The organism is Parasutterella sp. (genome assembly GCF_057870745.1).
Window position 1 is genome coordinate 38,499 of the sequence record NZ_DBMALT010000012.1, and the last position, 22,120, is coordinate 60,618.

The 22,120-nt window shown below is 50.6% G+C and carries 20 protein-coding genes and 1 tRNA gene; 13 read left to right on the forward strand and 8 right to left on the reverse strand.

Features of this window, described 5'->3' with window-relative positions; all coding sequences use genetic code 11:
• Positions 1 to 64 precede the first annotated feature (64 nt).
• Both priA and ACZND6_RS04945 read left to right on the forward strand, forming a co-directional pair.
• Positions 65 to 2,068 carry a replication restart helicase PriA gene (gene priA / locus ACZND6_RS04940; protein ID WP_118631576.1) on the forward strand — a complete coding sequence of 668 codons (2,004 nt, stop codon included), beginning with the start codon at positions 65 to 67 and terminating at the stop codon, positions 2,066 to 2,068.
• A gap of 1 nt (position 2,069) precedes the next feature.
• Complete coding sequence (locus tag ACZND6_RS04945; protein ID WP_008810368.1) at positions 2,070 to 3,323, forward strand: peptidase U32 family protein; 1,254 nt, start codon at positions 2,070 to 2,072, stop codon at positions 3,321 to 3,323.
• A 13-nt stretch (positions 3,324 to 3,336) separates the two neighbouring features.
• Here the strand turns inward: ACZND6_RS04945 and ACZND6_RS04950 are convergent.
• Positions 3,337 to 3,413 (reverse strand) — tRNA-Arg (locus tag ACZND6_RS04950).
• Positions 3,414 to 3,543: 130 nt separating this feature from the next.
• Here ACZND6_RS04950 and ACZND6_RS04955 point away from each other — a divergent pair.
• The 6 genes from ACZND6_RS04955 to glmS all read left to right on the forward strand — a co-directional run bounded on the left by ACZND6_RS04955 (position 3,544) and on the right by glmS (position 10,489).
• Positions 3,544 to 3,954, forward strand: a complete 411-nt coding sequence (locus ACZND6_RS04955; RefSeq protein WP_008810369.1) for a gamma-butyrobetaine hydroxylase family protein — start codon at positions 3,544 to 3,546, stop codon at positions 3,952 to 3,954.
• A 1-nt stretch (position 3,955) separates the two neighbouring features.
• Positions 3,956 to 4,720: a bifunctional demethylmenaquinone methyltransferase/2-methoxy-6-polyprenyl-1,4-benzoquinol methylase UbiE gene (ubiE, locus tag ACZND6_RS04960; protein WP_008865152.1), complete on the forward strand. Its 765-nt coding sequence runs from the start codon at positions 3,956 to 3,958 to the stop codon at positions 4,718 to 4,720.
• Between the two features lie 13 nt (positions 4,721 to 4,733).
• Positions 4,734 to 5,666, forward strand: a complete 933-nt coding sequence (locus ACZND6_RS04965; protein WP_008865151.1) for a Tim44 domain-containing protein — start codon at positions 4,734 to 4,736, stop codon at positions 5,664 to 5,666.
• Positions 5,667 to 5,812: 146 nt separating this feature from the next.
• Positions 5,813 to 7,276, forward strand: coding sequence for a high affinity choline transporter 1 (locus ACZND6_RS04970; protein ID WP_008865150.1), 1,464 nt, complete (start codon positions 5,813 to 5,815; stop codon positions 7,274 to 7,276).
• Positions 7,277 to 7,293: 17 nt separating this feature from the next.
• Entirely contained in the window at positions 7,294 to 8,649 is a 1,356-nt protein-coding gene (gene glmU / locus ACZND6_RS04975; protein WP_008810373.1) for a bifunctional UDP-N-acetylglucosamine diphosphorylase/glucosamine-1-phosphate N-acetyltransferase GlmU, read from the forward strand.
• Positions 8,650 to 8,662: 13 nt separating this feature from the next.
• Positions 8,663 to 10,489: a glutamine--fructose-6-phosphate transaminase (isomerizing) gene (gene glmS / locus ACZND6_RS04980; RefSeq protein WP_008810374.1), complete on the forward strand. Its 1,827-nt coding sequence runs from the start codon at positions 8,663 to 8,665 to the stop codon at positions 10,487 to 10,489.
• Between the two features lie 66 nt (positions 10,490 to 10,555).
• Here glmS and ACZND6_RS04985 read toward each other — a convergent pair whose 3' ends face one another.
• Complete coding sequence (locus ACZND6_RS04985) at positions 10,556 to 11,203, reverse strand: MarC family NAAT transporter (RefSeq protein ID WP_008810376.1); 648 nt, start codon at positions 11,201 to 11,203, stop codon at positions 10,556 to 10,558.
• A gap of 154 nt (positions 11,204 to 11,357) precedes the next feature.
• Entirely contained in the window at positions 11,358 to 12,002 is a 645-nt protein-coding gene (locus ACZND6_RS04990) for a TetR/AcrR family transcriptional regulator (protein ID WP_489524430.1), read from the reverse strand.
• Between the two features lie 70 nt (positions 12,003 to 12,072).
• On the opposite strand from ACZND6_RS04990, the gene ACZND6_RS04995 reads away from it, so the two are divergent.
• From ACZND6_RS04995 to ACZND6_RS05005, 3 genes are read left to right on the forward strand one after another with little or no spacing between them, the layout of a single operon-like run.
• Complete coding sequence (locus ACZND6_RS04995) at positions 12,073 to 13,044, forward strand: Bug family tripartite tricarboxylate transporter substrate binding protein (RefSeq protein ID WP_240141167.1); 972 nt, start codon at positions 12,073 to 12,075, stop codon at positions 13,042 to 13,044.
• A 35-nt stretch (positions 13,045 to 13,079) separates the two neighbouring features.
• Complete coding sequence (menB, locus tag ACZND6_RS05000; protein WP_008865148.1) at positions 13,080 to 13,934, forward strand: 1,4-dihydroxy-2-naphthoyl-CoA synthase; 855 nt, start codon at positions 13,080 to 13,082, stop codon at positions 13,932 to 13,934.
• A gap of 13 nt (positions 13,935 to 13,947) precedes the next feature.
• Entirely contained in the window at positions 13,948 to 15,279 is a 1,332-nt protein-coding gene (locus tag ACZND6_RS05005; RefSeq protein WP_008810380.1) for a class I adenylate-forming enzyme family protein, read from the forward strand.
• Positions 15,280 to 15,337: 58 nt separating this feature from the next.
• Here ACZND6_RS05005 and ACZND6_RS05010 read toward each other — a convergent pair whose 3' ends face one another.
• The 3 genes from ACZND6_RS05010 to ACZND6_RS05020 form a co-directional block, all read right to left on the reverse strand.
• Positions 15,338 to 16,783, reverse strand: coding sequence for a DegQ family serine endoprotease (locus tag ACZND6_RS05010; RefSeq protein ID WP_008865146.1), 1,446 nt, complete (start codon positions 16,781 to 16,783; stop codon positions 15,338 to 15,340).
• 105 nt (positions 16,784 to 16,888) lie between these two features.
• Positions 16,889 to 18,241, reverse strand: a complete 1,353-nt coding sequence (locus tag ACZND6_RS05015; RefSeq protein WP_008810382.1) for a sensor histidine kinase — start codon at positions 18,239 to 18,241, stop codon at positions 16,889 to 16,891.
• Positions 18,241 to 18,897 carry a response regulator gene (locus tag ACZND6_RS05020; protein ID WP_008810383.1) on the reverse strand — a complete coding sequence of 219 codons (657 nt, stop codon included), beginning with the start codon at positions 18,895 to 18,897 and terminating at the stop codon, positions 18,241 to 18,243. The genes ACZND6_RS05015 and ACZND6_RS05020 overlap by 1 nt, the downstream gene beginning before the upstream one ends.
• Positions 18,898 to 19,034: 137 nt before the next feature.
• On the opposite strand from ACZND6_RS05020, the gene ACZND6_RS05025 reads away from it, so the two are divergent.
• Positions 19,035 to 19,469, forward strand: a complete 435-nt coding sequence (locus ACZND6_RS05025; RefSeq protein WP_021868479.1) for a DUF4870 family protein — start codon at positions 19,035 to 19,037, stop codon at positions 19,467 to 19,469.
• A gap of 90 nt (positions 19,470 to 19,559) precedes the next feature.
• Positions 19,560 to 20,498 carry an AEC family transporter gene (locus tag ACZND6_RS05030; RefSeq protein ID WP_412447701.1) on the forward strand — a complete coding sequence of 313 codons (939 nt, stop codon included), beginning with the start codon at positions 19,560 to 19,562 and terminating at the stop codon, positions 20,496 to 20,498.
• 59 nt (positions 20,499 to 20,557) lie between these two features.
• On the opposite strand, the gene ACZND6_RS05035 is transcribed toward ACZND6_RS05030, so the two are convergent.
• Both ACZND6_RS05035 and cydB read right to left on the reverse strand, forming a co-directional pair.
• Complete coding sequence (locus ACZND6_RS05035; protein ID WP_021868480.1) at positions 20,558 to 20,812, reverse strand: cyd operon YbgE family protein; 255 nt, start codon at positions 20,810 to 20,812, stop codon at positions 20,558 to 20,560.
• Positions 20,813 to 20,970: 158 nt separating this feature from the next.
• A complete protein-coding gene (cydB, locus tag ACZND6_RS05040) occupies positions 20,971 to 22,113 on the reverse strand; it encodes a cytochrome d ubiquinol oxidase subunit II (RefSeq protein WP_418572036.1) in 1,143 nt (380 codons plus the stop codon).
• Positions 22,114 to 22,120: the final 7 nt, after the last annotated feature.

Sequence of the window (22,120 nt, forward strand, 5' to 3'; positions counted from 1 at the left end):
GTTCTCGGCTTGAATTGAACTCCGAAGTTTTCATAGGTTTGAAGGAAGATTACTAACATCGGATATGGCAAAAAGGATCGCTAATGTTATCGTGGACTCACCGATTAGGGAGCCCTTGGATTACCTTGTGCCTGCCGATATTGAAATCCAAGTAGGCCAGCGGTGCCTTGTACCGCTTGGAACAAGAAAGGTCGTTGGGATCGTTGTGGGCTTTTCCGAAGAAAGCCGATTCTCAAAATTAAGAGAGGTCATATCCCGGGTTGATGACATCGCACCTCTTTCATTCGGTTGGTTAGCGCTTACTTCGTTCGCCGCTCGCTATTATCAAAGCGGTTGGGGACAGGTGGCGATTCCTGCTCTTCCTAAATTTTTTAGAAAACTTCCCGGGAAACTTCATGAACGTTCGCTTGAACGTTTAAGAAAAGAGAAGAAGCGAGCCGTTAAGGAACCCTCAGAAAAACCGCATCTCAATTCGGAACAGAGCGCGATCGTTGAAGAGTTCCAGATGGATGGGGCGTTTTATCCGGCACTCATTTTTGGAATCACAGGAAGCGGAAAAACCGAGGTTTATCTCCATCTGATGGAGAAGGTTCTATTGAGTGATCCTGCAGCTCAGGTTCTTTTAATGGTGCCGGAAATTAACCTTACGCCCCAGCTTGTCGAAAGGGTGCAGAGTCGTTTTCCTCAATTGGAAGTCGTCTCCTGGAACTCGGGAATGGCGGAGGGACAAAAAGCCTCATCTTGGCTTGCTTGTCATGAAGGCAGGGCAAGAATTTTAGTCGGCACACGTCTCTCGGTATTTGCGAGCTTTAAGTCTTTAAAGCTGATCCTGGTTGACGAAGAACACGATCCTTCTTTCAAATCTCAGGAAGGAGTGAGGTATAACGCCCGTGATTTAGCACTGAAACGAGCATCGATCGAAAAAATACCCATTGTTCTCGGTTCAGCAACGCCGTCGCTGGAAAGTTATAAAAACGCTCTGGAAGGGAAATTCAAATTATTTAAGCTGACGCAGCGGGCAAACTCAAATGCTCATTTACCTGAGCTCTCACTAGTGGATATCCGGAAGGATAAGCCCGTTAACGGCCTGAGTCAGGAGACAGCGGATGCAATTACCGAAACGATTAATTCCGGGCGTCAGGTAATTGTATTTTTAAATCGGAGAGGCTTTGCTCCGGTGGTCGAATGTAAGAACTGCGGATGGCAGTCAACATGTCCTCATTGCTCGACTTACGCCGTATTTCATAAAACTACCGGGCGTTTAACCTGTCATTACTGCGGCTGGTCGACGCCTCTTCCGAAAACTTGTCCGAAATGCGGCTCCTACGAGCTGCTGCCGATAGGACGCGGCACTCAGAGGGCCGAGGAAGAACTGGAAACTCGCTGGCCGGAAGCAAGGGTTTCAAGACTGGATCAGGATTCCGCACGCCAGAGAGGAAGTGCCAGCAAGGTGCTCGATGCAGTTCATAACGGTGACGTCGACATCCTCATCGGTACCCAGATTGTCGCAAAAGGACACGACTTTAAGAACGTCGGGCTGGTGGTTGTGTTGAACACGGATCCTCAGTTGTTCTCTTCCGACTATAGGGCCAGAGAGCGGCTGTTCTCCGTTTTGATGCAAGTCTCGGGAAGGGCCGGCAGAGATAAAACGGAAGGAAAGGTTTTAATTCAAACGCGTTATACCGAAGATGACATTTTCAAGCACCTAAAATCCCAGGATTATGAAGGGTTCGCGGCCGGTGAACTTGAAGCCCGGCGAGCGAGTTTCATGGTGCCTTTCTCTGCTCAGGCTCTGCTTGTCGCAGAAGGTAAAGAGATTTCTTCGGTTCTGGCTTTTCTGCAAAAACTTAAGGCGCTGGCCGAGAAAATCAAAGGTCCTTCCGTGCGGATTTTTGAACCTGTACCGCTGACGGTCCAAAAAGTCATGGATATAGAAAGGGGTCAGTTACTGATCGAGGCGGACAACAAAGTTGAAATGCAGAAATTTTTAAATCGATTTCAGCCCGAAGCCCTTTCTCTGAAAGCCAAGGGTTCCTGGTATATCGATGTTGACCCATTGAATTATTAGTATGGATAGAAAAGATTTTGAAATTATGGCCCCGGTGGGGTCTCGCGAGTCATTGGCCGCGGCCTTTCAGGCCGGAGCAGATTCCGTTTACTTCGGCATCGGAACGCTGAACATGCGTTCAAAATCAGCCAATGAGTTTACGATCGACGATCTCAAAGAGATTGCTTCGCTTTGTGCCGAACGAGGCGTGAAGAGTTATTTAACCGTGAATACGGTTATTTACGACGAAGATTTGCCGCTGATGAGACAAATCGTTGATGCGGCAAAAGAAGCCAAGATATCTGCGGTGATTGCCTCGGATGCTGCCGTTATGATGTACTGCAAGCAAAAAGGGGTAGAAGTTCACCTTTCCACGCAGCTTAATATTTCCAACGTGGAGGCGCTGAAGTTTTACAGCCAGTTCGCCGATGTTGTTGTTCTGGCAAGAGAGCTGAATCTTCGTCAGGTAAAACGGATCTACGATGAGATCCAGCAGCAGCGCATTACCGGTCCTAAAGGCGACCTGATCAGAATCGAAATGTTCTGTCACGGTGCTTTATGTATGGCAGTGAGCGGCAAGTGCTACCTTAGCCTGAATAATGCAGGAAAAAGCGCAAACAGAGGTGCATGTATGCAGACGTGCAGACGCGCCTATATCGTTAAGGACAAAGAGCGTGATGTCGAGCTGGAAATTGACAATCAGTACATCATGTCGCCGAAGGATCTTAAGACAATCGGCTTCATGGATCAGATGATCAAGGCCGGGGTTCGCGTCTTTAAGATTGAAGGCCGAGCACGCGGTCCTGAATATGTCAGAACCGTCGTAGAGGCATACGATCAGGCGATTCGCCAAGCTCTGACGGGTGAATGGAATGAAGAGATCAGCAAAGCCTGGGATGCTCAGTTGGCGACCGTTTATAACCGCGGCTTTTGGGGCGGTTATTATCTCGGTCAGACTATGGGCGAATGGAGCAACCGTTACGGTTCACAGGCGACTGAGAGAAAGATTTACGCCGGTAAGGGGATTAAGTATTTTTCCAAAGCTCAGGTTGCCGAATTTTTGGTGCAGGCGGCTGAACTTAATGCCGGAGATAAGCTTCTCATTACCGGTCCGACGACAGGTGCAGTCTATGCCACGCTCGATAATCCGTACGTAGATGAAAAACCGGTGGAAAGGGTCTTAAAGGGAGAGCACGTCACTTTCAAACTTAAGGAAAAAATTCGAGAGAACGACAAGCTCTATATTTTGAAATCGGTGGTAAACGAGGAGCTATAAGTGCTCCGGAGGATGGCGCACCCGGCGGGAGTCGAACCCACTACCCCTGCCTTCGGAGGGCAGTACTCTATCCAAATGAGCTACGGGTGCGAAGTTAACCATTTTACCTAAGCAAAACAGAAGAAAGCAAATCCAAACACGCCTTTCCTCGGATAAAACTTCAGGACGAGAACTAAAAAGTCAGGGTTTTAACTTTAAAATCTTGCGCAAAGGAGATTGTATGAAATTACCTACCAGTATCGAGTTAAAAAAGAAATCCCGACTCCTCGCAATTGAGTATGGGAGTGATCGCTATGAGCTGCCCTTCGAATTTTTAAGAGTATTTTCTCCTTCTGCAGAAGTTCAAGGCCATACGCCCGATCAGGCAAAGCTCCAGGTCGGCAAACGTGATGTCGATGTCTTGGAAATTCTTCCTATCGGATCCTATGCCTTGCAAATTAAATTCAGCGACGGACACGACAGCGGAATTTACTCCTATGACTACTTGGAAGAATTAGGCAAGAACAAAGACTCACTCTGGCAGGCGTACTTGGAGGATTTGAAAGCGGCCGGTGCGAGCCGAGACCCCAACGATCCTGCTAATAAACGTTTTGAAGAGCCGCCTAAGAAGAAGTGCCCGAGCCATCACTGATATGAACGAACAGAACCAAAAAGAGAATCGAGCTGAAAAACTAACAGATTTCGGCTTTTCGAAAGTTAAAGAAGCCGACAAAGAAAAACAGGTAAAGGCTGTTTTTGACCAAGTTGCTCCGAAATACGATTTGATGAATGACGTTTTGTCATTCGGAATGCATCGGCTGTGGAAACAGTATGCAATTGATCGAGCTGAAATTCAGCCGGGTATGAAAGTTTTGGATATTGCCGGAGGAACCGGTGATATGTCCCTTTTGGTTCAGAAGAAACTTTCAGGTACCGGAGAGGTGTGGCTGTCCGATATCAATCATGAGATGCTGAAGATCGGAGATGAGCGTCTTAAAAATGCCGGCTACCATCCTTATGTTCTCACATGTGATGCGGAGTATCTGCCTTTTCCTGACGGATATTTCGATGTCCTTATTGTGTCCTTCGGCTTAAGGAATATGACGCACAAGGATCGGGCGCTCAGAGAAATGCAGCGGGTTTTAAAACCGGGCGGCAGACTCATGGTTTTGGAGTTCTCAAAACCGGTAGCTTTGATGCGTCCTTTCTACGACTTTTACTCCTTTAAAGTAATGCCGTTTCTTTCGGCAAAGATCGCAGGACACTCTGAAAATTATCGTTACCTCGCAGAGTCGATTCGGATGCACCCCGATCAAAAAACTCTTGCTAAAATCATGCGCGAGGCCGGGTTCGAGAGGGTTGAATGGAAGAATTTAACCTTTGGGATCACGGCTTTACATATCGGATATAAAAACTAATTTGAGGATCTACATGAAAAAATTCTTAGCAGCCCTCCTTATTGGTCTCTCTCTGGTATCCATCACATTGGATGCCTCGGCTGCCCGACTCGGAGGCGGTGCAAGTTTCGGTCGTTCTATGAGCGTTCCGAAGGCAGCTCCTTCTACTCCCTTCAAAGCTCCTTCCGCTGCTGCCACTAAGCGTCCGGCAACAGCTGCGGCTGCCGGTGCTGCTGCCAAGGCTCCGATGAGCATGGGCAAGCGCCTCCTGATCGGCGCAGCCGCTGCATTGGGCTTTATGGCTTTAGCCAATATGCTCGGTCTCGGTGAGGGATTTGCCCAGATGCTTATGATTCTGACGCTTATCCTGTTGGCCGTTGTGGCATTCCGCTTCTTCGCCGCCCGCAAGAGCGGAGCTTCTGCCGCAGCATCTGCCGGCGCTCCTGCCTCTCAGCCGACTCAGGATGCCGACTTCGGACAAAGCAGAAGCGAAGCCGCTGTGAGAGAACAGCCGGCCTTCAATCCTGCTCAGGCCGTTCGTCCGGGTTCCGCAATGGATCAGTTTTCCGATGAGCCTGCGGCAGCTTCGGAATCCACCTACGGTGCTCCTGCCGATTTCAACCAGGAAGAGTTCCTGAACATGTCCACCGCTTACTTCAAGATGCTTCAAAAAGCTTGGGACAGTGGAGATATGGACGATCTGGCCAACTACACGACAGATGACCTGTTCATTGAACTCACGCATAAGCGCCGCGAGATTAAGGGCGCAAACCTGACGGAAATCGTCAATCTGAATGCTTCCTTGGCCGGATTTGAAACTACTCCGACAGAGTACGTCGCTTCCGTTCTCTTTACCGGCAGCTTGAAGGAAAACGGCGAACCGACAGAAATCAAAGAAATCTGGAACCTGGTTAAGCCGAAGGAAGGCAAGACTGGCTGGCTATTAGCCGGCATTCAGCAAGCCTAAAGTTGTATTTTTACGAAAAATGGGGCTTAGGCCCCGTTTTTCTTTTAAGGCTCCCACTTTTTATCTACAATTAAAAGACTTAAGGCCGGAGTGACGTGTATTAGTCAGCCCCGTTTTTTAGTCATTTTTCTGAGGGTCTAGAAGCAGTGAAACTGACTCTGTTCGTTGGTTTATATTTGCTCTGCACGGTCGCTATCGGTCTCTTTGCCGCGACACGAGTTCGTAGTACAACCGACTACGCTTTGGCCGGACGTTCGCTTCCGCTGGTCATGGTGATTACGGCAACTTTTGCTACTTGGTTCGGAAGCGAAACCGTACTCGGGCTTCCCGGCCAATTCATTAAAAACGGTTTAGAAGGCGTTGTTGAAGAGCCTTTCGGATCGAGTATGGCTCTTATCCTCGTCGGTATGTTCTTCGCCCGAAAGCTGTACCGAATGAGTCTGCTGACGATCGGTGACTTTTACAGACGCCGTTACGGAGTTTCGGTTGAGCTCTGCTGTTCCATCTTTGTCGTACTCTCTTATCTCGGCTGGGTTGCCGCTCAAGTCGCAGCACTTGGACTCGTTATTCATCTTCTGACCGAAGGTTACGTTTCGGTCAGCAATGCGATGATCGTCGGCACGATTGTGGTTTTAATTTACACGGTTTTCGGCGGTATGTGGTCGGTGGCCCTGACCGACTTCTTCCAGATGATCATTATCGTGATCGGTCTTGTACTGGTGGCCTATTTCGCCGGCTCCATGGCCGGAGGCCCCGGCAAGGTGACCGAGTATGCCGTACAAAATGACCTTTTCAGAATCCTGCCGGAAAACAATTTCAAATCCTGGATGTTCTGGATTTCCGCGGCCATCACAATGATGATCGGATCGCTTCCTCAGCAGGACGTTTTCCAGCGCGTGATGTCGGCGAAAAGTGAAAAGATCGCCTGCTACGGTCCGATCTTAGGCGGCTCTTTTTATCTGCTGTTTGCTTTCGTTCCGATGTTTATTGTCATCGCTGCAACCGTCGGTGCGCCGGAACTTGCTTCCAAGCTGATGGCTGATGCTCCGCAGGAAATTCTGCCGACCTTCATCAAGGAATACATGCCTTTGTGGCTCAGAATTATGTTCTTCGGAGCAGTCTTGTCCGCCGTGATGTCGACGGCTTCTGCCACGATGCTGGCTCCGACAACGACCTTCGTAGAAAACGTTTTGAGAAACCTGATGCCTCTGAGCGACCAGAGAGAATTGAAGGCGATGCGTATTTCTCTGGTGGTTTTCGCTATCGGCGTTCTGACTTATGCACTTCTCATGGAAGGCACGCCGATTTATGAATTGGCAGCAATGGCTTATCAGTTCCCGGTTATCGGCGCCTTCTGGCCTTTAACACTCGGCCTTTACTGGAAACGTTCGACAACTCTGGGCTGCTGGCTTTCTATCATCGCCGGCTCCGCTGTCTGGATCGTTCTCTCGTTCTCAGGACTCGGAGAAGAATTCCCTGCACTGCTCGGCGGCTTCCTGGCTGCCGGACTCGGACAGGTCATCGGATCTCTTCTCCCGCTTCGTGCTAATCGCGAGTGCGTTCGCAATTGGCAGGAAAACAAAGACAAGTATCTCTATATTGCTCAATAACCTTAATTCTTCTTTTTATGAATATCGTTATCTTGGCAGCCGGCCTCGGCAAACGGATGTATTCGCATCTGCCTAAAGTCCTTCAGCCGGTTGGCGGCAAGGCTATGCTCAAACATGTTGTGGAAGCTGCAAGAAGGCTTCCCGATGCCGGAAAAATTATCGTCGTAGTCGGGCACGGCTCAGAAGAAGTCAAAGAAGCTATGGCGGATCAGCCGGTCACATTCGTCCTTCAAAAGGAGCAGAAAGGGACCGGACACGCCGTGCAGCAAGCACTCGAGGCGATCAATCCCGACGAACCGACGCTCATTCTTTACGGAGATGTGCCGCTGATTTCTACGGAAACGCTTTCGGCACTTGAAAAAACCGCCGGTGACGGTTTTGCTCTTTTAACCATTGATCTGGACAATCCGAAAGGCTACGGACGCATCTTGAGAGAAGACGGCAAGGTAATCGGCATCGTTGAAGAAAAGGATGCTTCCGAGCAGCAGAGAGCCATTAAGGAAGTGAACACCGGCTTTATGGTCCTTCCTTCCAAAGAGATGGAACGCTGGCTCGGTAACCTTAAAAACGATAACAAACAGCAGGAATACTATTTGACGGATCTTGTTGCTATGGCGGCGGCCGAAGGCCGTGAAATCAAAACTTTCAAGGCTCAGGATGCTTGGGAAGTTGAAGGCGCCAACAGCAAAGTTCAGCTTGAGGGCTTAGAGCGCGCATTTCAGCTCCGTCAGGCGAAAGAACTGCTGGAGAAAGGTGTTCGTCTGGCGGATAAGAACCGCATCGATATCCGCGGATCCTTAACCTGCGGCAAAGATGTTTTCATCGATGTCGGATGTATTTTTGAAGGAGACGTGGTCCTCGGAGACAACGTAGTCGTCGGACCGTACTGCGTCATAAAGAACACCAAAATCGGCGATGGAACGGTCATCGATGCTTACTCGCACTTTGATCAGGCTGTCGTCGGAGACACGGTCAAAATCGGCCCGTTTGCGCGCCTGCGTCCGGGAACCGCTTTGTCCGATGAAGTACACATCGGAAACTTTGTCGAAATTAAGAAGAGCGAAATAGGCAAAGGATCGAAAGTTAATCACCTGACTTATATCGGTGATACAACGATGGGTTCCGGCGTCAATATCGGAGCAGGAACCATTACCTGCAACTACGACGGTGCCAACAAATTCAGAACCGTTATTGAAGACGATTGTTTTATCGGAAGCGACACACAGCTGGTAGCGCCGGTGAAAGTCGGCAAAGGTGCGACAGTAGGCGCAGGAACGACAGTGACCAAAGACGTCAATGACAACACACTTGTCATCAGTCGTGTGAAACAAACAGAAATTAAGGGCTGGAAACGCCCGGTCAAAAAGAAATAAGGATTATCAAACTATGTGCGGAATTGTTGCCGGGGTCAGCTATAGAAATATTGTTCCCATTCTGACGGAAGGTCTTCGTCGCATGGAGTACCGCGGGTACGACTCCTGCGGTGTCGCTGTCGTCGATGACGGTCAGCTTAAGCGTTCCAGAACGGTTAAGCGTGTTCAAGATCTGATCAGACAAACGGAAGAAGACGAAGTTAAAGGTTCCACAGGTATTGCTCATACCAGATGGGCTACACACGGGGCACCTGAAATTCGCAATACGCATCCGCTTTTTTCCAATAATCAGATTGCCGTGGTTCATAACGGCATCATTGAAAATTACGCCGCCATAAAAGAAGAGCTGATCGGTAAAGGCTACGAATTCGTCAGTCAGACCGATACCGAAGTGATTGCTCACTTAGTCCACTATTATTACAAAGGCGATTTGCTGGGAGCGGTAGAAAACGTGCTGCGCCGCATTCGCGGCGCTTTCGCCTTGGCCATTTCCTGCAAAGATGAACCAGGCCGCATTGTCGCGGCACGCGTCGCCGCTCCACTTGTGATTGCTTTAGGAGAAAACGAAAACTTCGTTGCCTCCGATCCCATGGCCTTAGCCGGCGTTACCGACCGTTATATTTATCTCGAAGACGGCGATGTTGCCGATGTTCGGCAGCAGTCCGCCGAGATTTACAATCTTCAGGGCGATCAGTTTGTCCGCGTTGAGCGTCCCGTCTCGGTTGTTCAAGGTTTCAGCCAGAACATTGCGCTCGGACCGTACACGCATTACATGCAGAAGGAAATCTTTGAGCAGCCTCAGGCGATTTCCGATACCTTGGAAGGTGTTGTCGGTATTTCCAGCTCTATCTTCGGACATGAAACGCCCGCCATGTTTAAGCGCCTCAAACGCGTCCTGATTCTTGCCTGCGGCACGAGTTATTACGCGGGCATGGTTGCTAAGTACTGGCTGGAATCTCTCGCAAAAGTCCCCTGTGACGTGGAAATTGCCAGCGAATACCGTTACCGCGAATCAGTCCCTGATAAAGATACGCTGGTTCTTACGATCTCTCAGTCAGGAGAGACCGCTGATACGCTCGCAGCGCTGGAACATGCCAAGAGCCTGGGCATGGACATGACGATGACGATTTGCAATGTCGCAACGAGCGCCATGGTGAAAAGGACTCGTGCACATTACATTACTCGTGCAGGTGTAGAGATCGGTGTCGCTTCCACGAAAGCCTTTACCACTCAGCTCGCAGCCTTGTTCCTGATGACCTCGGCGATTGCCAAAGAAAAAGGCTTGCTGTCTGAAGAGGAGGAAAAAGCTCGTTTGAAAGACATGCGCCACCTGCCTGAGGCAATGCGTGCAATTCTCGAAAAAGAAAACGAGATCAAAGAGTGGGCCTCTGTATTTGCGCAGAAGAACAACGCTTTGTTCCTGGGACGCGGGATGCATTATCCGATCGCCTTAGAGGGCGCATTGAAGCTGAAAGAAATCAGCTACTTACATGCCGAAGGCTATCCGGCCGGAGAACTTAAGCACGGACCTCTGGCACTGGTTGATGCAGAAATGCCGGTTGTCACGGTCGCCCCGAACGATGAGCTTTTGGAGAAACTCAAAGGCAACATGGAAGAAGTTCGTGCACGTAAGGGTGAGTTGTTCGTGTTCTCAGACCAAGGATGCAACATCCAGCCGTCCGAGGGTATGCATGTTATTCAGCTTCCGGAAAATTACGCCGTTCTTTCTCCGATTCTTCATGTCATTCCTCTCCAGCTGCTGGCTTATCACACAGCCATCGCAAAAGGAACGGATGTGGATAAACCGAGAAACCTGGCTAAGAGCGTGACGACGGAATAATCGTCTCGTTTGGACTCCAAAAGCAAAAAGCCGGCGAAATCGCCGGCTTTTTGCTGGGTATGAGCTTTAGGAACCTGCAATGAAGGTTCTGATGCCGGAGCCGATGAACTGCACGCCGATACAGATAAGCAGGAAGCCCATCAGTTTGGTCAGTACAGCAGTGCCCGACGGTCCTAAACGGCCGGAGATGTAATCTGCCGAACGCAGAACGATCCAGGTGACGGCGCAGGTTAAAACGATGGCGACGCCGGTCATGAAAAACGCACCGGCCATGTCCATAACGTTGGGAAGTTCAGCGATTTCGGAAGCAATACCGATAACAACGGCGATCGTACCGGGGCCGCTGATGCCCGGCATGGCAATCGGGAAGAAGGAATAGTCATCCTTGTCACGGCGCACAACCGGGGCACCTCCTTGATCTCGGGAACCGAAGAGCATTTGGTAGCCGATGATCCCGACGACAAAACCACCGGAAATACGAAGCGCTCCATAAGAGATGCCGAAGAAGACGAGAAGCAGGTTTCCGGCAGCCAGACTTACCAACATGATGGCTGCAGCGTAATAGCAGGACCAGTTAGCCTGCTTTTTACGCACGTCTAACGACATGCCCTGCGTCAAACTGATGAAAAGCGGAATCTTAGAGAGCGGGTTTGTAATAACAATGAGACTGACAAATCCGCCGAAGAGGTATTGCAAATAGAAGGAATCGAGCATGACCCGAAAATCGAGGTAACTAAAAAATTAAGCTGAATGATAAGACGATTGAAAGAAGAAAAAATGACTTTCTAGGGATAACGCCTAAGGGAATGAAGCGGATCTTCAGGAGGTCTTGTTTTTGCAGACAACTCTGCGCTGCAGTATCGGCAGCTTAAGTCTGTATCATTCTAGATTTGAGATATTTGATAAGAATATCGGCGCAGAGACGAACTTCATCGCTGATGATTTGGTCGTTCAAAGAAACAGAGACGCCGCAGAGACGTTTCATGTAGAGGTCAGCCTTAAGCATTTCGATATAATGCTGCGCCAGCGGTTTGAGTTCCTCAAGACTTAACGGGAGCTTGTTTTCCAGTACTTTGGCAAAGCAAAGGTAACTTAGTTCGGCTCCTTCGGTGTAATACCAGTTTCCAATATCCGGGTCTTTAGCGGCTTGAGAAAAGATGAGGCGCGAAGTATTGACGGCCCGATCATCCAAGATGGATGTCAGGAAGACTCTTCCGAAAACAATGAGCTCCTCTTCCCAAGGACGAGACTCGTCGTAATGTTCTGCGTATGCGAAATAGACCTCTTCCACCAAACTCTTCAGGCAGGCGAGAAAAAGTCCTTTCTTGGATCCGTATAACGAATAGATGGTTGAGCGAGAGCCGCCGGCGTCAAGGATGATCTTTTCCAGAGAAGCTCCCTCGTAGCCGTGTTCCAAAAATACTTTAATCGCCGTATTTAATAGCTTCTTTTGGCGATCTTCTCCTCGTTTTGTTTTAGGAGTGTTACTTTTCGGAACGATTTCAGTCTTCATTTTGAGAGCTCTGTGCGTGGCATCAGTGAATGTACTGTACCATACGGTACATTATTTTATGGGTAACAATATGAAAAGACGTAATTTCGGGCTGAGCCTTATCTCCTTATTGTTAATGACTCAGGCACCGGCCTTTGCTCAAGAGAAAAAAGAAGTTTGTTTGGTGGTTCCTTTTCCTCCGGGCGGCGGCGGAGACAACCTGGCTCGGTCCGAAGTTGAATATTTGTCCAAGAATTTAGGGAGCACGGTATGGATTGCGAATCGTCCGGGAGCCGGCGGCAATATCGGCACAAGCTCGGTCGTACAGGCTGCTCCTGACGGCAAGACCTTCGGCTACGTCACGAACGGCATCTTCTGCGTCAACCCGCTCCTCTACAAGACGACAAACTTCGATCCGATGAAAGATCTGATCCCCGTCGGACAACTTTCTAAGATCGGTTTGATCATGGTTTTAAATCCGAAAGCAATTCCCGGCGTGACGGATTTACCCTCTTTGATCAAGTACGCCAAAGAGCATCCCGGTGAAGTTAATTTCGCCTCCTCAGGCGTGGGGACCACAAGCCACCTCGCGGGTCAGTATTTTGCTCAGGTAACAGGTACAAAACTTACTCATATTCCCCATGCAGGCGGCGCGGCGGCTCTGGTTGAAGTATTGGCCGGCCGTATTCCTTTCATGATCGACGTGAGCAGCAACGTTCTTCCTCACATCCGCAAAGGAGCCTTAAAGGCCCTTGCCGTTACGACGCCCGAACGACTGACAGCTGCCCCTGAAGTCCCGACGATGAAAGAGGCCGGTGTCGACGGTTATGAACTTTACGCTTGGGACGGATTCGTGCTGCCGAAGGGAACGCCGGCTCCCGTAGTAGAAAAATTCTCCAATGCCATTAAGGCATTAAAGAACTCGGAAGATGCCAAGCAAAAAATCTTAAAGCTCGGCGCGGAACCGGTATTTTCGGGCGCAGATGAATTTGCAGCCTTTATTGCGGCAGAAAAACCGAAATGGAACTCGCTTGTTTCTGAAATCAAAGCAGATAGCCACTAAAATTTGCCCATTATTTACGTATTGAGGAATTAAAAATGCAGCCGATGTTGGATACGTCACATCTTCCCCGAGTCCCGGAATGGAAAAAGGCCGGAGATTTCGAAGATATTCTTTACGAGAAATCAGAAGAAGGGATTGCCAAAATTACGATTAATCGTCCGCAGGTGCGCAATGCATTCCGTCCCTTGACCGTTAGAGAAATGGAAACGGCTTTGGCAGACGCTCGTGACGACGAAAACATCGGTGTCATCATTCTTACCGGCCAAGGAAAAGATGCCTTCTGCTCCGGAGGAGACCAGAAGGTTCGCGGCAACGGCGGCTATGTCGGCGGCGACGGCGTTCCGCGTCTGAACGTTTTGGATTTCCAGCGTCAGATCAGAACCTGCCCGAAACCCGTCATTGCAATGGTTGCCGGATGGTGTGTCGGCGGCGGTCATGTTCTTCACATGATGTGCGATCTTACGATTGCTGCTGACAATGCACGTTTCGGTCAAACCGGTCCCCGCGTCGGTTCTTTTGACGGCGGCTGGGGTGCATCCTACATGGCCCGCATTGTCGGACAGAAGAAGGCTCGCGAAATTTGGTTCCTTTGCCGTTTCTATGACGCGACAGAAGCACTGGAAATGGGTTTAGTGAACACGGTGGTTCCTTATGAAGAACTGGAAGCCGAAACCGTGCAGTGGTGCCGTGAGATTCTTGCCAATTCTCCGATTGCTATTCGCTGCTTGAAAGCCGCCCTGAATGCGGACTGCGACGGTCAAGCCGGTTTGCAGGAACTTGCAGGCAACGCCACCCTCCTGTATTACATGACCGAAGAAGGCAAGGAAGGTAAAGAGGCTTTCCTTGAGAAGCGTCGTCCTAACTTTAAGAAGTTCCCTCGTCTCCCCTAAGCCGAGAGGGAATATGTCGATCGATTTAGATCACAAACTGTCGGTTCTGGCCGCAGCAGAGGAAGTTCCTGATGCTGTGGCCGTCCGCAGCAACGGTGATTGTCTGACGTACAGGGAACTTGCCAAAAAGGTCCGAGACATCCTGCCTCGACTCGGTGACGCGCGCCCTTACCCGCTTGTTGCCCGTCCTGATCTTGAGACGCTGATTAAGGTCTTCGCGCTCTTGGAGCGAAAGCAGCCGATCCTGCTTCTCCATCCGGGTCTTACCGAGCACGAACGCAATACGCTCCTCTCAAGTGTTGAAGGACTGGATCATCATTTGCCGGAAGATACGGCTGTCATCTTGTTTACTTCCGGAACTACGGGACTGCCTAAGCCCGCGATCCTTACCCGAGAAGCATTGACTGCCAGCGCCGAGGCCTCTCGAGACAACATTCCTCTGAGTCCCGGCGATGTTTGGCAGCTGTCGATTTCACCCGCACGTATCGGAGGCTTCTCCATTCTGACGCGGTCTTTGATCGCAAGATCGGCAATTGCGCTCGGGCCGAAGTTTTCTCCGAAAGAATACCTGCGCCGTCTGGAGGTTGATCACGTTACCTACTCTTCTATCGTTCCGACGATGCTGCGCATGATTTTTGATGAAGCGCCCGAATGGCGCCCGTTAAAAACATTAAAAGCGCTTTTAGTCGGCGGGGCTCCGACTTCAGAAAAGCTGAAAGCGGAGGCCGAGGAAAAAGGCATCCCGATTATTCTGACGTACGGGATGACAGAGACGGCAAGCAATGTCGTGACAACACCGTTTGCGGAACGCTATCAACGCACTTCCGGAAGCGGAAAAATCAATAAAGGCGTACAGATAAAGTCAGAAGACGGACACCTCTTCATCAAAGGACCGATGCTGATGCACGGTTATTGGGGAAGAGAGCCCTTGGTGCCCGGCGCGTGGTTTGACAGCGGAGATATCGGAGAAGTCGATCCGGACGGCTCTGTGCGCGTCTTTGCCCGTCGTAAGGACGTCATCCTGAGCGGCGGAGAAAATGTCTATCCTGCGGAAGTTGAAGAGGCGCTGGAAACAATTCCCGAGGTTAAAGAGGCGTTGGTTTTAGGTCTGCCCGATGAGACTTGGGGTGCCATTGTGACGGCGCTGCTCGTTCCGAAAGATGAGCAGAAATTGCCTTCCGATGCAGAACTGGCATTAAGACTCAAGCCTATCCTGGCTTCTTATAAGTCTCCTCGACGGATTGCCTGGGTAAAGGAGCTCCCGAAAACAAAAGCCGGCAAACCGGATCGGAATGCCGACAATCTGAAAGAGGCAGCCTTCCGGACCCTTCACTACAAACACTAAAAACACAAACGGCTCGTTTCCAGAGCCGTTTGTTATATGGAAAGCAGTTTTTTACCGCTTACTTCTTCGCTTCATCCGAAAGTTTCACGGGAATGAATTCTCGACTTCCGTTCCTGTCAACGAGAACCGCCAGGCTGCCTTTGGCTTTGCTGACGACTTCGTTTAAGTCCTTTTCGGTGCGGATCTTTTTACCGCCGGCGCTAATGATGATGTCACCTCTTCGCATTCCGGCTTCAGCGGCTGCTCCGTAGACAGACTCGACAAACAATCCGTTGGAAACGCGTTTCTTTTCTTTGTCATTGAGCGGTCTGACATTGGCGCCGAGGGCATTGTTCTGAGAAGCGGCAGGCTTCTTAAAGTTCAATTTGCCGTCGGTGGGCATCTCTCCGACCACGATGACGAGGTTGACAGGCTTGCCCTCGCGCATTGCCTTTACTTTGACCTTGGCTCCCGGCTTTGTCGAAGCAACGGCCTGAGACAGTTCTCTGATATCGGCTATCGGCTTGCCGTTGTATTCGATGACGATGTCTCCGTCACGCAGACCGGCCTTATCGGCAGGACCGTCTTTTTCGATCTGAGCGATCAGGGCGCCTTTAGCGTCCTTCAGGTTAAAGCTCTTTGCCAATTCAGGCGTGAGCTGCTGCATCAGGATGCCGAGTCTTCCTCTGGAGACCTTGCCGTTTTTCATCAGCTCGTCTTTGATCTGAACAGCCAGATCAATCGGGATGGCAAAGGACAGGCCCATGAAACCGCCGGAAGTGGAGAAGATTTGGGAGTTGATACCGATGACTTCTCCCTTCATGTTGAAGAGCGGACCGCCGGAGTTACCGGGGTTGACGGCAACGTCGGTCTGGATGAACGGAACGAACTGTTCGTCGGGAAGGTTACGGCTTTTAGCGGAAACAATCCCCGCGGTGACCGTATTGTCCAGCCCGAAGGGGGCGCCGATAGCGGCCACCCATTCTCCGACCTTGACGTCATCGGATTTTCCCAGTTTTACGACGGGGAGGTTTTTGCCTTCAATCTTGATGACGGCAATATCGGTTTTCGGATCCGTACCGATGACTTTAGCTTTAAATTCACGTTTATCAGTGAGGTGCACGGTGACTTCATCGGCGCCGTCGACGACGTGATTGTTTGTGAGAATGATGCCGTTAGGATCGATGATGAAGCCGGAACCCTGGCCGCGGCGTTCGGGTGTCATACCCGGGCCGTTGAAATCCCCGAAGGGGAAAGGAAAACCGAAACGGCGGAGCATTTCAAGCTGCTCGTCAGGCACGCCGTTTTGCGGTCCGAGGCGCTTTGCTTTTTTAACTGTCGAAATACTGACGACGGCTTTACCGTTGTCCTCGACTAACTTTGTAAAGTCGGGCAGACCGGAAAGCTGGGAAGTCTGAGCGTGGGCTTCATGAAAGAAGGATACGTTGCCGAAAGAACCGGCAGTTAAGGCCGCTGCACAAGCGATGGTCAGGACAGCCGGCTTAAGGAGCTTATTGAAAAACATGCTTCCTTTTCTCCTAAGAAATGAGCGGAAAATTGCTTTCTATATTAAGTTTCGGACTTAATTAAGCCTTAATCTTCAAAGAGCTAAGGTAAAAAATTATGTCATCTATTCATCAGCCTCAGGGGGTTGATCTTCTACGGCAGCCTTGCAGATGGGAAAGTCGATGCTGAAGCAGACGCCCTTTCCTCCGATGCCTTCGGAAATAGACGGTTTGCCTCCGTGCAGCTCTGCGACGCGCCGCACAATCGCCAATCCGAGGCCGGTGCCCGGAATCGTTTTCGTTCCCTCCGCTCGATAGAAACGTTCAAAGATTCTTTCGCGTTCGGCTTCAGGTATTCCGGGACCGTTGTCGCAGACACGGATCGAGGCTTCCGTATCCTTGATCAGGGTCTCAATTCGTATTTCGCCGCCTTCGGGGGTGTAGCGCAGTGCGTTATCGCATAAATTCGTCAGCAGCAGCCGAAGGGCGTCTTCGTTTGCAACCACGACCGTCGGTGTTTCCGACACTGCCCACAAATGAATGTGCTTCTGTTCGGCGATGGGACTGAGATCTTCTGCAACGGAACGAGCCAGCTGCGTCATGTCCACGGGAAGGAAAGGTCTGGAGCGGTTGTCCGGGTCGAGGCGAGCCATCGTGAGAAGCTGAGTCACGAGTCGAGTTGCACGCTTAACGCCGTCCTTTAACCGTCCGAACGCTTTTGCCCTAGCCTCATCCGTCTTTGCTCGTTCGGCGAGCTGAATTTGCAGTGTGAGCGCGGTCAAGGGTGTTCGAAGTTCATGGGCGGCGTCGGAAGCAAATCGCTGCTGGGCCTTAATGCTTTCTCCGAGCTGGCCTAAAAGGTCGTTTAAGGCGTTCACCAAGGGCACAATCTCTCGCGGCATGCCCTTCATGGACAGAGGCTGCAGAGAGGTCGGAGACCTTCTGGCAATGGCTCCCGTCGTTTTATTAAGTGCATGAAAGCCTTGTCCGATGATGACCCAAACCACAAGTCCGACCAGCAGGATCATGACAAAAAGCGGGAGCAGGACCGGCTTAGCCGTTTGAAACGCGATTTCGCTGCGGATAAATCTCGGCTGTGCGGCCTCGACAATCTGGCCGTACGGATTTAAAAAGGTATACGCGCGCCATGTCTTGCCGTCCAGCTGGAAGTCAGAAAAGCCCACGCGGTCCATTACCGGCAGGGATTCCATCCGTCTGGACAAGGCAACGGTGCCGCTGATCGGATCGTAAATTTGTACGACGATGCTCTGCTCTCGGTTGCCGAAGCGGCGCTTGAGCTGTACGACGTCCTGAGAGCGAATATTGTCAAAGGAAAGAGCGACTTCGCGCAGGGAGTCATCCAGCAGGCGGTCGACCTCCCGCTGGACCGAGTAATACATAGCGGCTCCCGTGGCTATGGTTGTCAGTGCCAGTACGATGCTTAGGGCAACGAGGAGCCGGGTCTTAATTGAGTACATTAGGTTTCGAGGACGTAGCCTACGCCGCGGACGGTCTTGATACTGTCTTCACTGAGTTTTTTGCGAAGATGATGAATATGAACCTCAATTGCGTTGGAGCCGATTAAAGATTCGTAGTTGTAGAGTTTTTCTTCCAGCTGAGCTCTGGACAATACGATTCCAGGACGCTCGGCCAAGGCAAATAAAAGCGCGTATTCCTTGCTGGATAAGAGTACGGATTCTCCGTTAAAGAGCACTTCGCGCGTCGAAGGATTAATGGTGAGGCGCCCTCTGCGAATGATCGGATCACTTCTTCCGGCCGAACGGCGCAGAAGCGCACGGATTCGAGCACTCAGCTCATCTAAGTCATAAGGCTTGATGAGGTAATCGTCGGCACCGGCATCGAGACCCTCAATGCGGTCGTTTACGGTATCGCGGGCGGTTGTGACGAGGACAGGCGTGTGATTTTTACGGAAACGGATTTCCTTTAATACAGCGAGGCCGTCCTTGCCGGGCAGGCCGAGGTCAAGAATGACTAAAGAAAACGGAGTGGTATCCAGGGCAATGATCGCAGAGTTTCCGTCTTTTACCCAGTCGACGGCATACCCTTCTCCTTTAAGGCCGTCAGCGACGGCTTCCCCAATCATTTCGTCGTCTTCTACTAACAGAATTCTCATCTCATTCTCCGATACCAAAATTTGCACAGTGTTTCATTCTCGAGAACTCAAAAAGCACAAGTACCGAGACTATCTCGCTATAGTTGGTGTAAAAAATTATCAGCTATTACGATACGCCATAAAGGATGGAGGCGCATATGAACGATTATCCGATTGTAACGGATGAGAACGGGGTGCCGAGGGCTCCGGTTCCCCCAAGTTTAGTGACGGTTACTCGCGTGGTTTATGCACTGCATGCACTATCCATTTTGATCGGTGTCTTTACCGGTGCCTCTATCGCGACGGCCTTTGTCTTCGGATGGCCTTCCATTATTGCCGTCATCATCAATTACGTTGAGCGCAGCGACGTGCGCGGAACCTACTTAGACAGTCATTTCTCCTGGCAGATTCGCACGTTCTGGTACGCGCTGCTGTGGATCGTCATTGTTTGGATCCTCGGGCTTGCGCTTGCCGTATTCCTGATCGGCTTTGTTATTTGGATTGTCGGCTTTGTCGTGCTCGGGATCTGGGTGTGCTATCGCATTGTTTACGGCTGGATGAGATTGTCCGACGGTCGGCCGATGCCCATGTAATCCTGAATTGAAAGCGAGACAAACAGTTCAATAGAATTTTCTCTGATCGGCCTCGAGATACCGAGGCCTCGTCGCACAAGGTGCAGAAGGATGATTCTTCAGAATTTTTTGCTCGCTTTTCCGTTATTTTTCCTGGTAGGGCTGGGATTTTTTTCCGCGAAAGTCAACCTTATTGACTTTAATGTCGGCAAGGGGCTGGCTAAGTTTGCCTTCAACATTGCTATTCCCTGCATGCTCTTTCAAACGATTCGGGGCGCCTCGAACCTGCCGCCTCCGGATTGGAATATCGGACTTGCTTACTTCGGTTCGTGCGCTCTGGTCTTTCTGCTTACCTTCTTTGTCGGCCGCAAAGGGTTTCATTTACGAGGAGATGAGAGCACGGTTTTTGGCATGAGCGCCATTTTCTCAAACAATGTTCAGCTCGGTATCCCGCTGGCGATTTCTTTGCTTGGTGAAAATTGTGTTCCTTCCATTGCCTTCATTGTTTCTCTGAATGTATTTTTGCTTTGGGTTGCTGTCACGGTTGGTGTCGAGCTTTCTCGGAGCCGCGAGGCATCAATCCTCGGGACTTGTCTTGAAGGGTTATGGAGAACGATAAAGAATCCTGTGATTATCGGAATCCTGCTCGGGCTTTTGAGTTCATGGCTCGGCATCAGCCTTCCCGGACCTTTTGAAAAGAGCATGGATTTGCTTTCCGCATCTGCGACGCCTGTCGCTTTGTTTTCCGTCGGCACGGGGCTGAGCCGTTATAAGCTTTCCTCCCACATCCGTTTAACCGGTGCCTCGATCTTCTTAAAGCTCTTTATTCAGCCGACTACTGTTTTTCTTTTGTGCGCCTTATTCGGAATTGCCGGTATAGAGCGTCAGGCGGCATGCCTTTTGGCTTGCCTTCCCGTCGGCGTGAACGTTTATATCATGGCCCAGGAATTTGGAGTGATAGAAGGCCCTGTCGCGAATTCCTTGTTGCTGACCACCTGTTTTTCGATGGCAACTGTGCCGCTAATGACCACGGTATTTAATTTTCTGTGAAGAAAAAACAAAAGCCTCCGGCTCAACCCCGGAGGCTTTTGACGGCAGAGTCTGTCGAATTAAGGATGCCTGAAAAAAATCATGAAACTTGCCACTCCGACACAGGTCCATGCGACCAGCGGGGAGAATAAGAAGGCTAAGAATCGATTTCTGGCTTTGAAGCCTACTCCGTAGACAAAGCAGAAGCTCATTCCTAAAAGAAGAAGGACAAGCCAGCCATGCGGTACAGAGCTCATATCAGAAGCAATCGCACGCGGATAAATAATCACAAAGGCTGCGACTGATAAGGCAATCAGGAAAGAAAGAATCCTCATGCGCTTCTATTTCTCTTGGTCGGACTGCTTCGGGAAATCGAATCCGAGGGTAGCCAGGGCAGAAAGGCAGATCATGAAGAGAACTGCACAGATCCAAGCTAAGTATGTCATTGCTTACTCCGGCTGCCCGCTCACACGGGCAGCATAGTTATGTTGGATTAATAAAGATTCTTCGAGTTTTCCTGAATCATCTTATTCGTCAGTTTTCCGCTCATCACCTTATAGGCCCAGCCGGTATAGATGAGAACCAGCGGCAGGAAGATCAGGGTAACGATCAGCATGGTGAAAAGCGTGAGCTGAGAGCTTGTGCAGTCCCAAATCGTCAAAGAGGAGATCGGGTTCGAAGAGGACGGCATCAGGAACGGGAACATCGCAACGAGCGGTGTGAAGACAGTTCCGATTTCAGCTAACGAAGAGAAGACGATAGCGACGCCGGCCTTAAGCTTGCTGACGCTGAGGAAGGAAATCAGAGCGCCTACAACCGCGAGTGCAGGGAATGTCCAGAGAACAGGATAGTCGGAGAAGTTCTTAAACCAGGCACCGGCCTGGACTTCCACAGCCTTATTCAGCGGGTTCGGAAGCATGTTGGGGTCAATCGCGGAAGTGATGACAAACCCGTCAATTCCCATATACACCCATACGCCGGCAAGCAGGAACAAGACGATGAACAGCAAGGAAGAGACTTGTCCGCAGATCTTGGCTCTTTGCTGAAGCACACCTTCGGATCTCAAGACTAAGTAGTTTGAGCCCTGGGCAACGATCATGGCGATGGATACCAAACCGCAGAGGATGGCAAACGGATTGAGAAGGGCCCAGAAGGAGCCGGTATAGAAACTTCTCAGATGATCGTCGAAGTGGAACGGTACACCTTCGAGCAAGTTACCGAAGGCGACGCCGCAGACCACCGGCGGAACAAAGCTGCCGACGAAAAGGAGCCAGTCCCAGGAATTTCTCCAAGTCTTGTTGGCGATCTTACTTCTGTAGTCGAAGCCGACCGGACGGAAGAAGAGCGCGAACAGAACCAGCAGCATGGCCCAGTAGAAGCCGGAGAAGGCTGTTGCGTAGATCAAAGGCCAAGCGGCAAAGATGGCACCGCCGCCGGTAATGAACCAAACTTGGTTGCCGTCCCAGTGAGGAGCGACAGAATTGATCATGACACGGCGTTCGTCGTCATTCTTACCGATGAAAGGCAGAAGCGTTCCGACGCCCATATCCTGACCGTCCATGACGGCGAAACCGGCTAACAGAACGCCGATGAACAGCCACCAGATGAGTTTAAGTATTTCGTAATCGATAAACATAGTCACT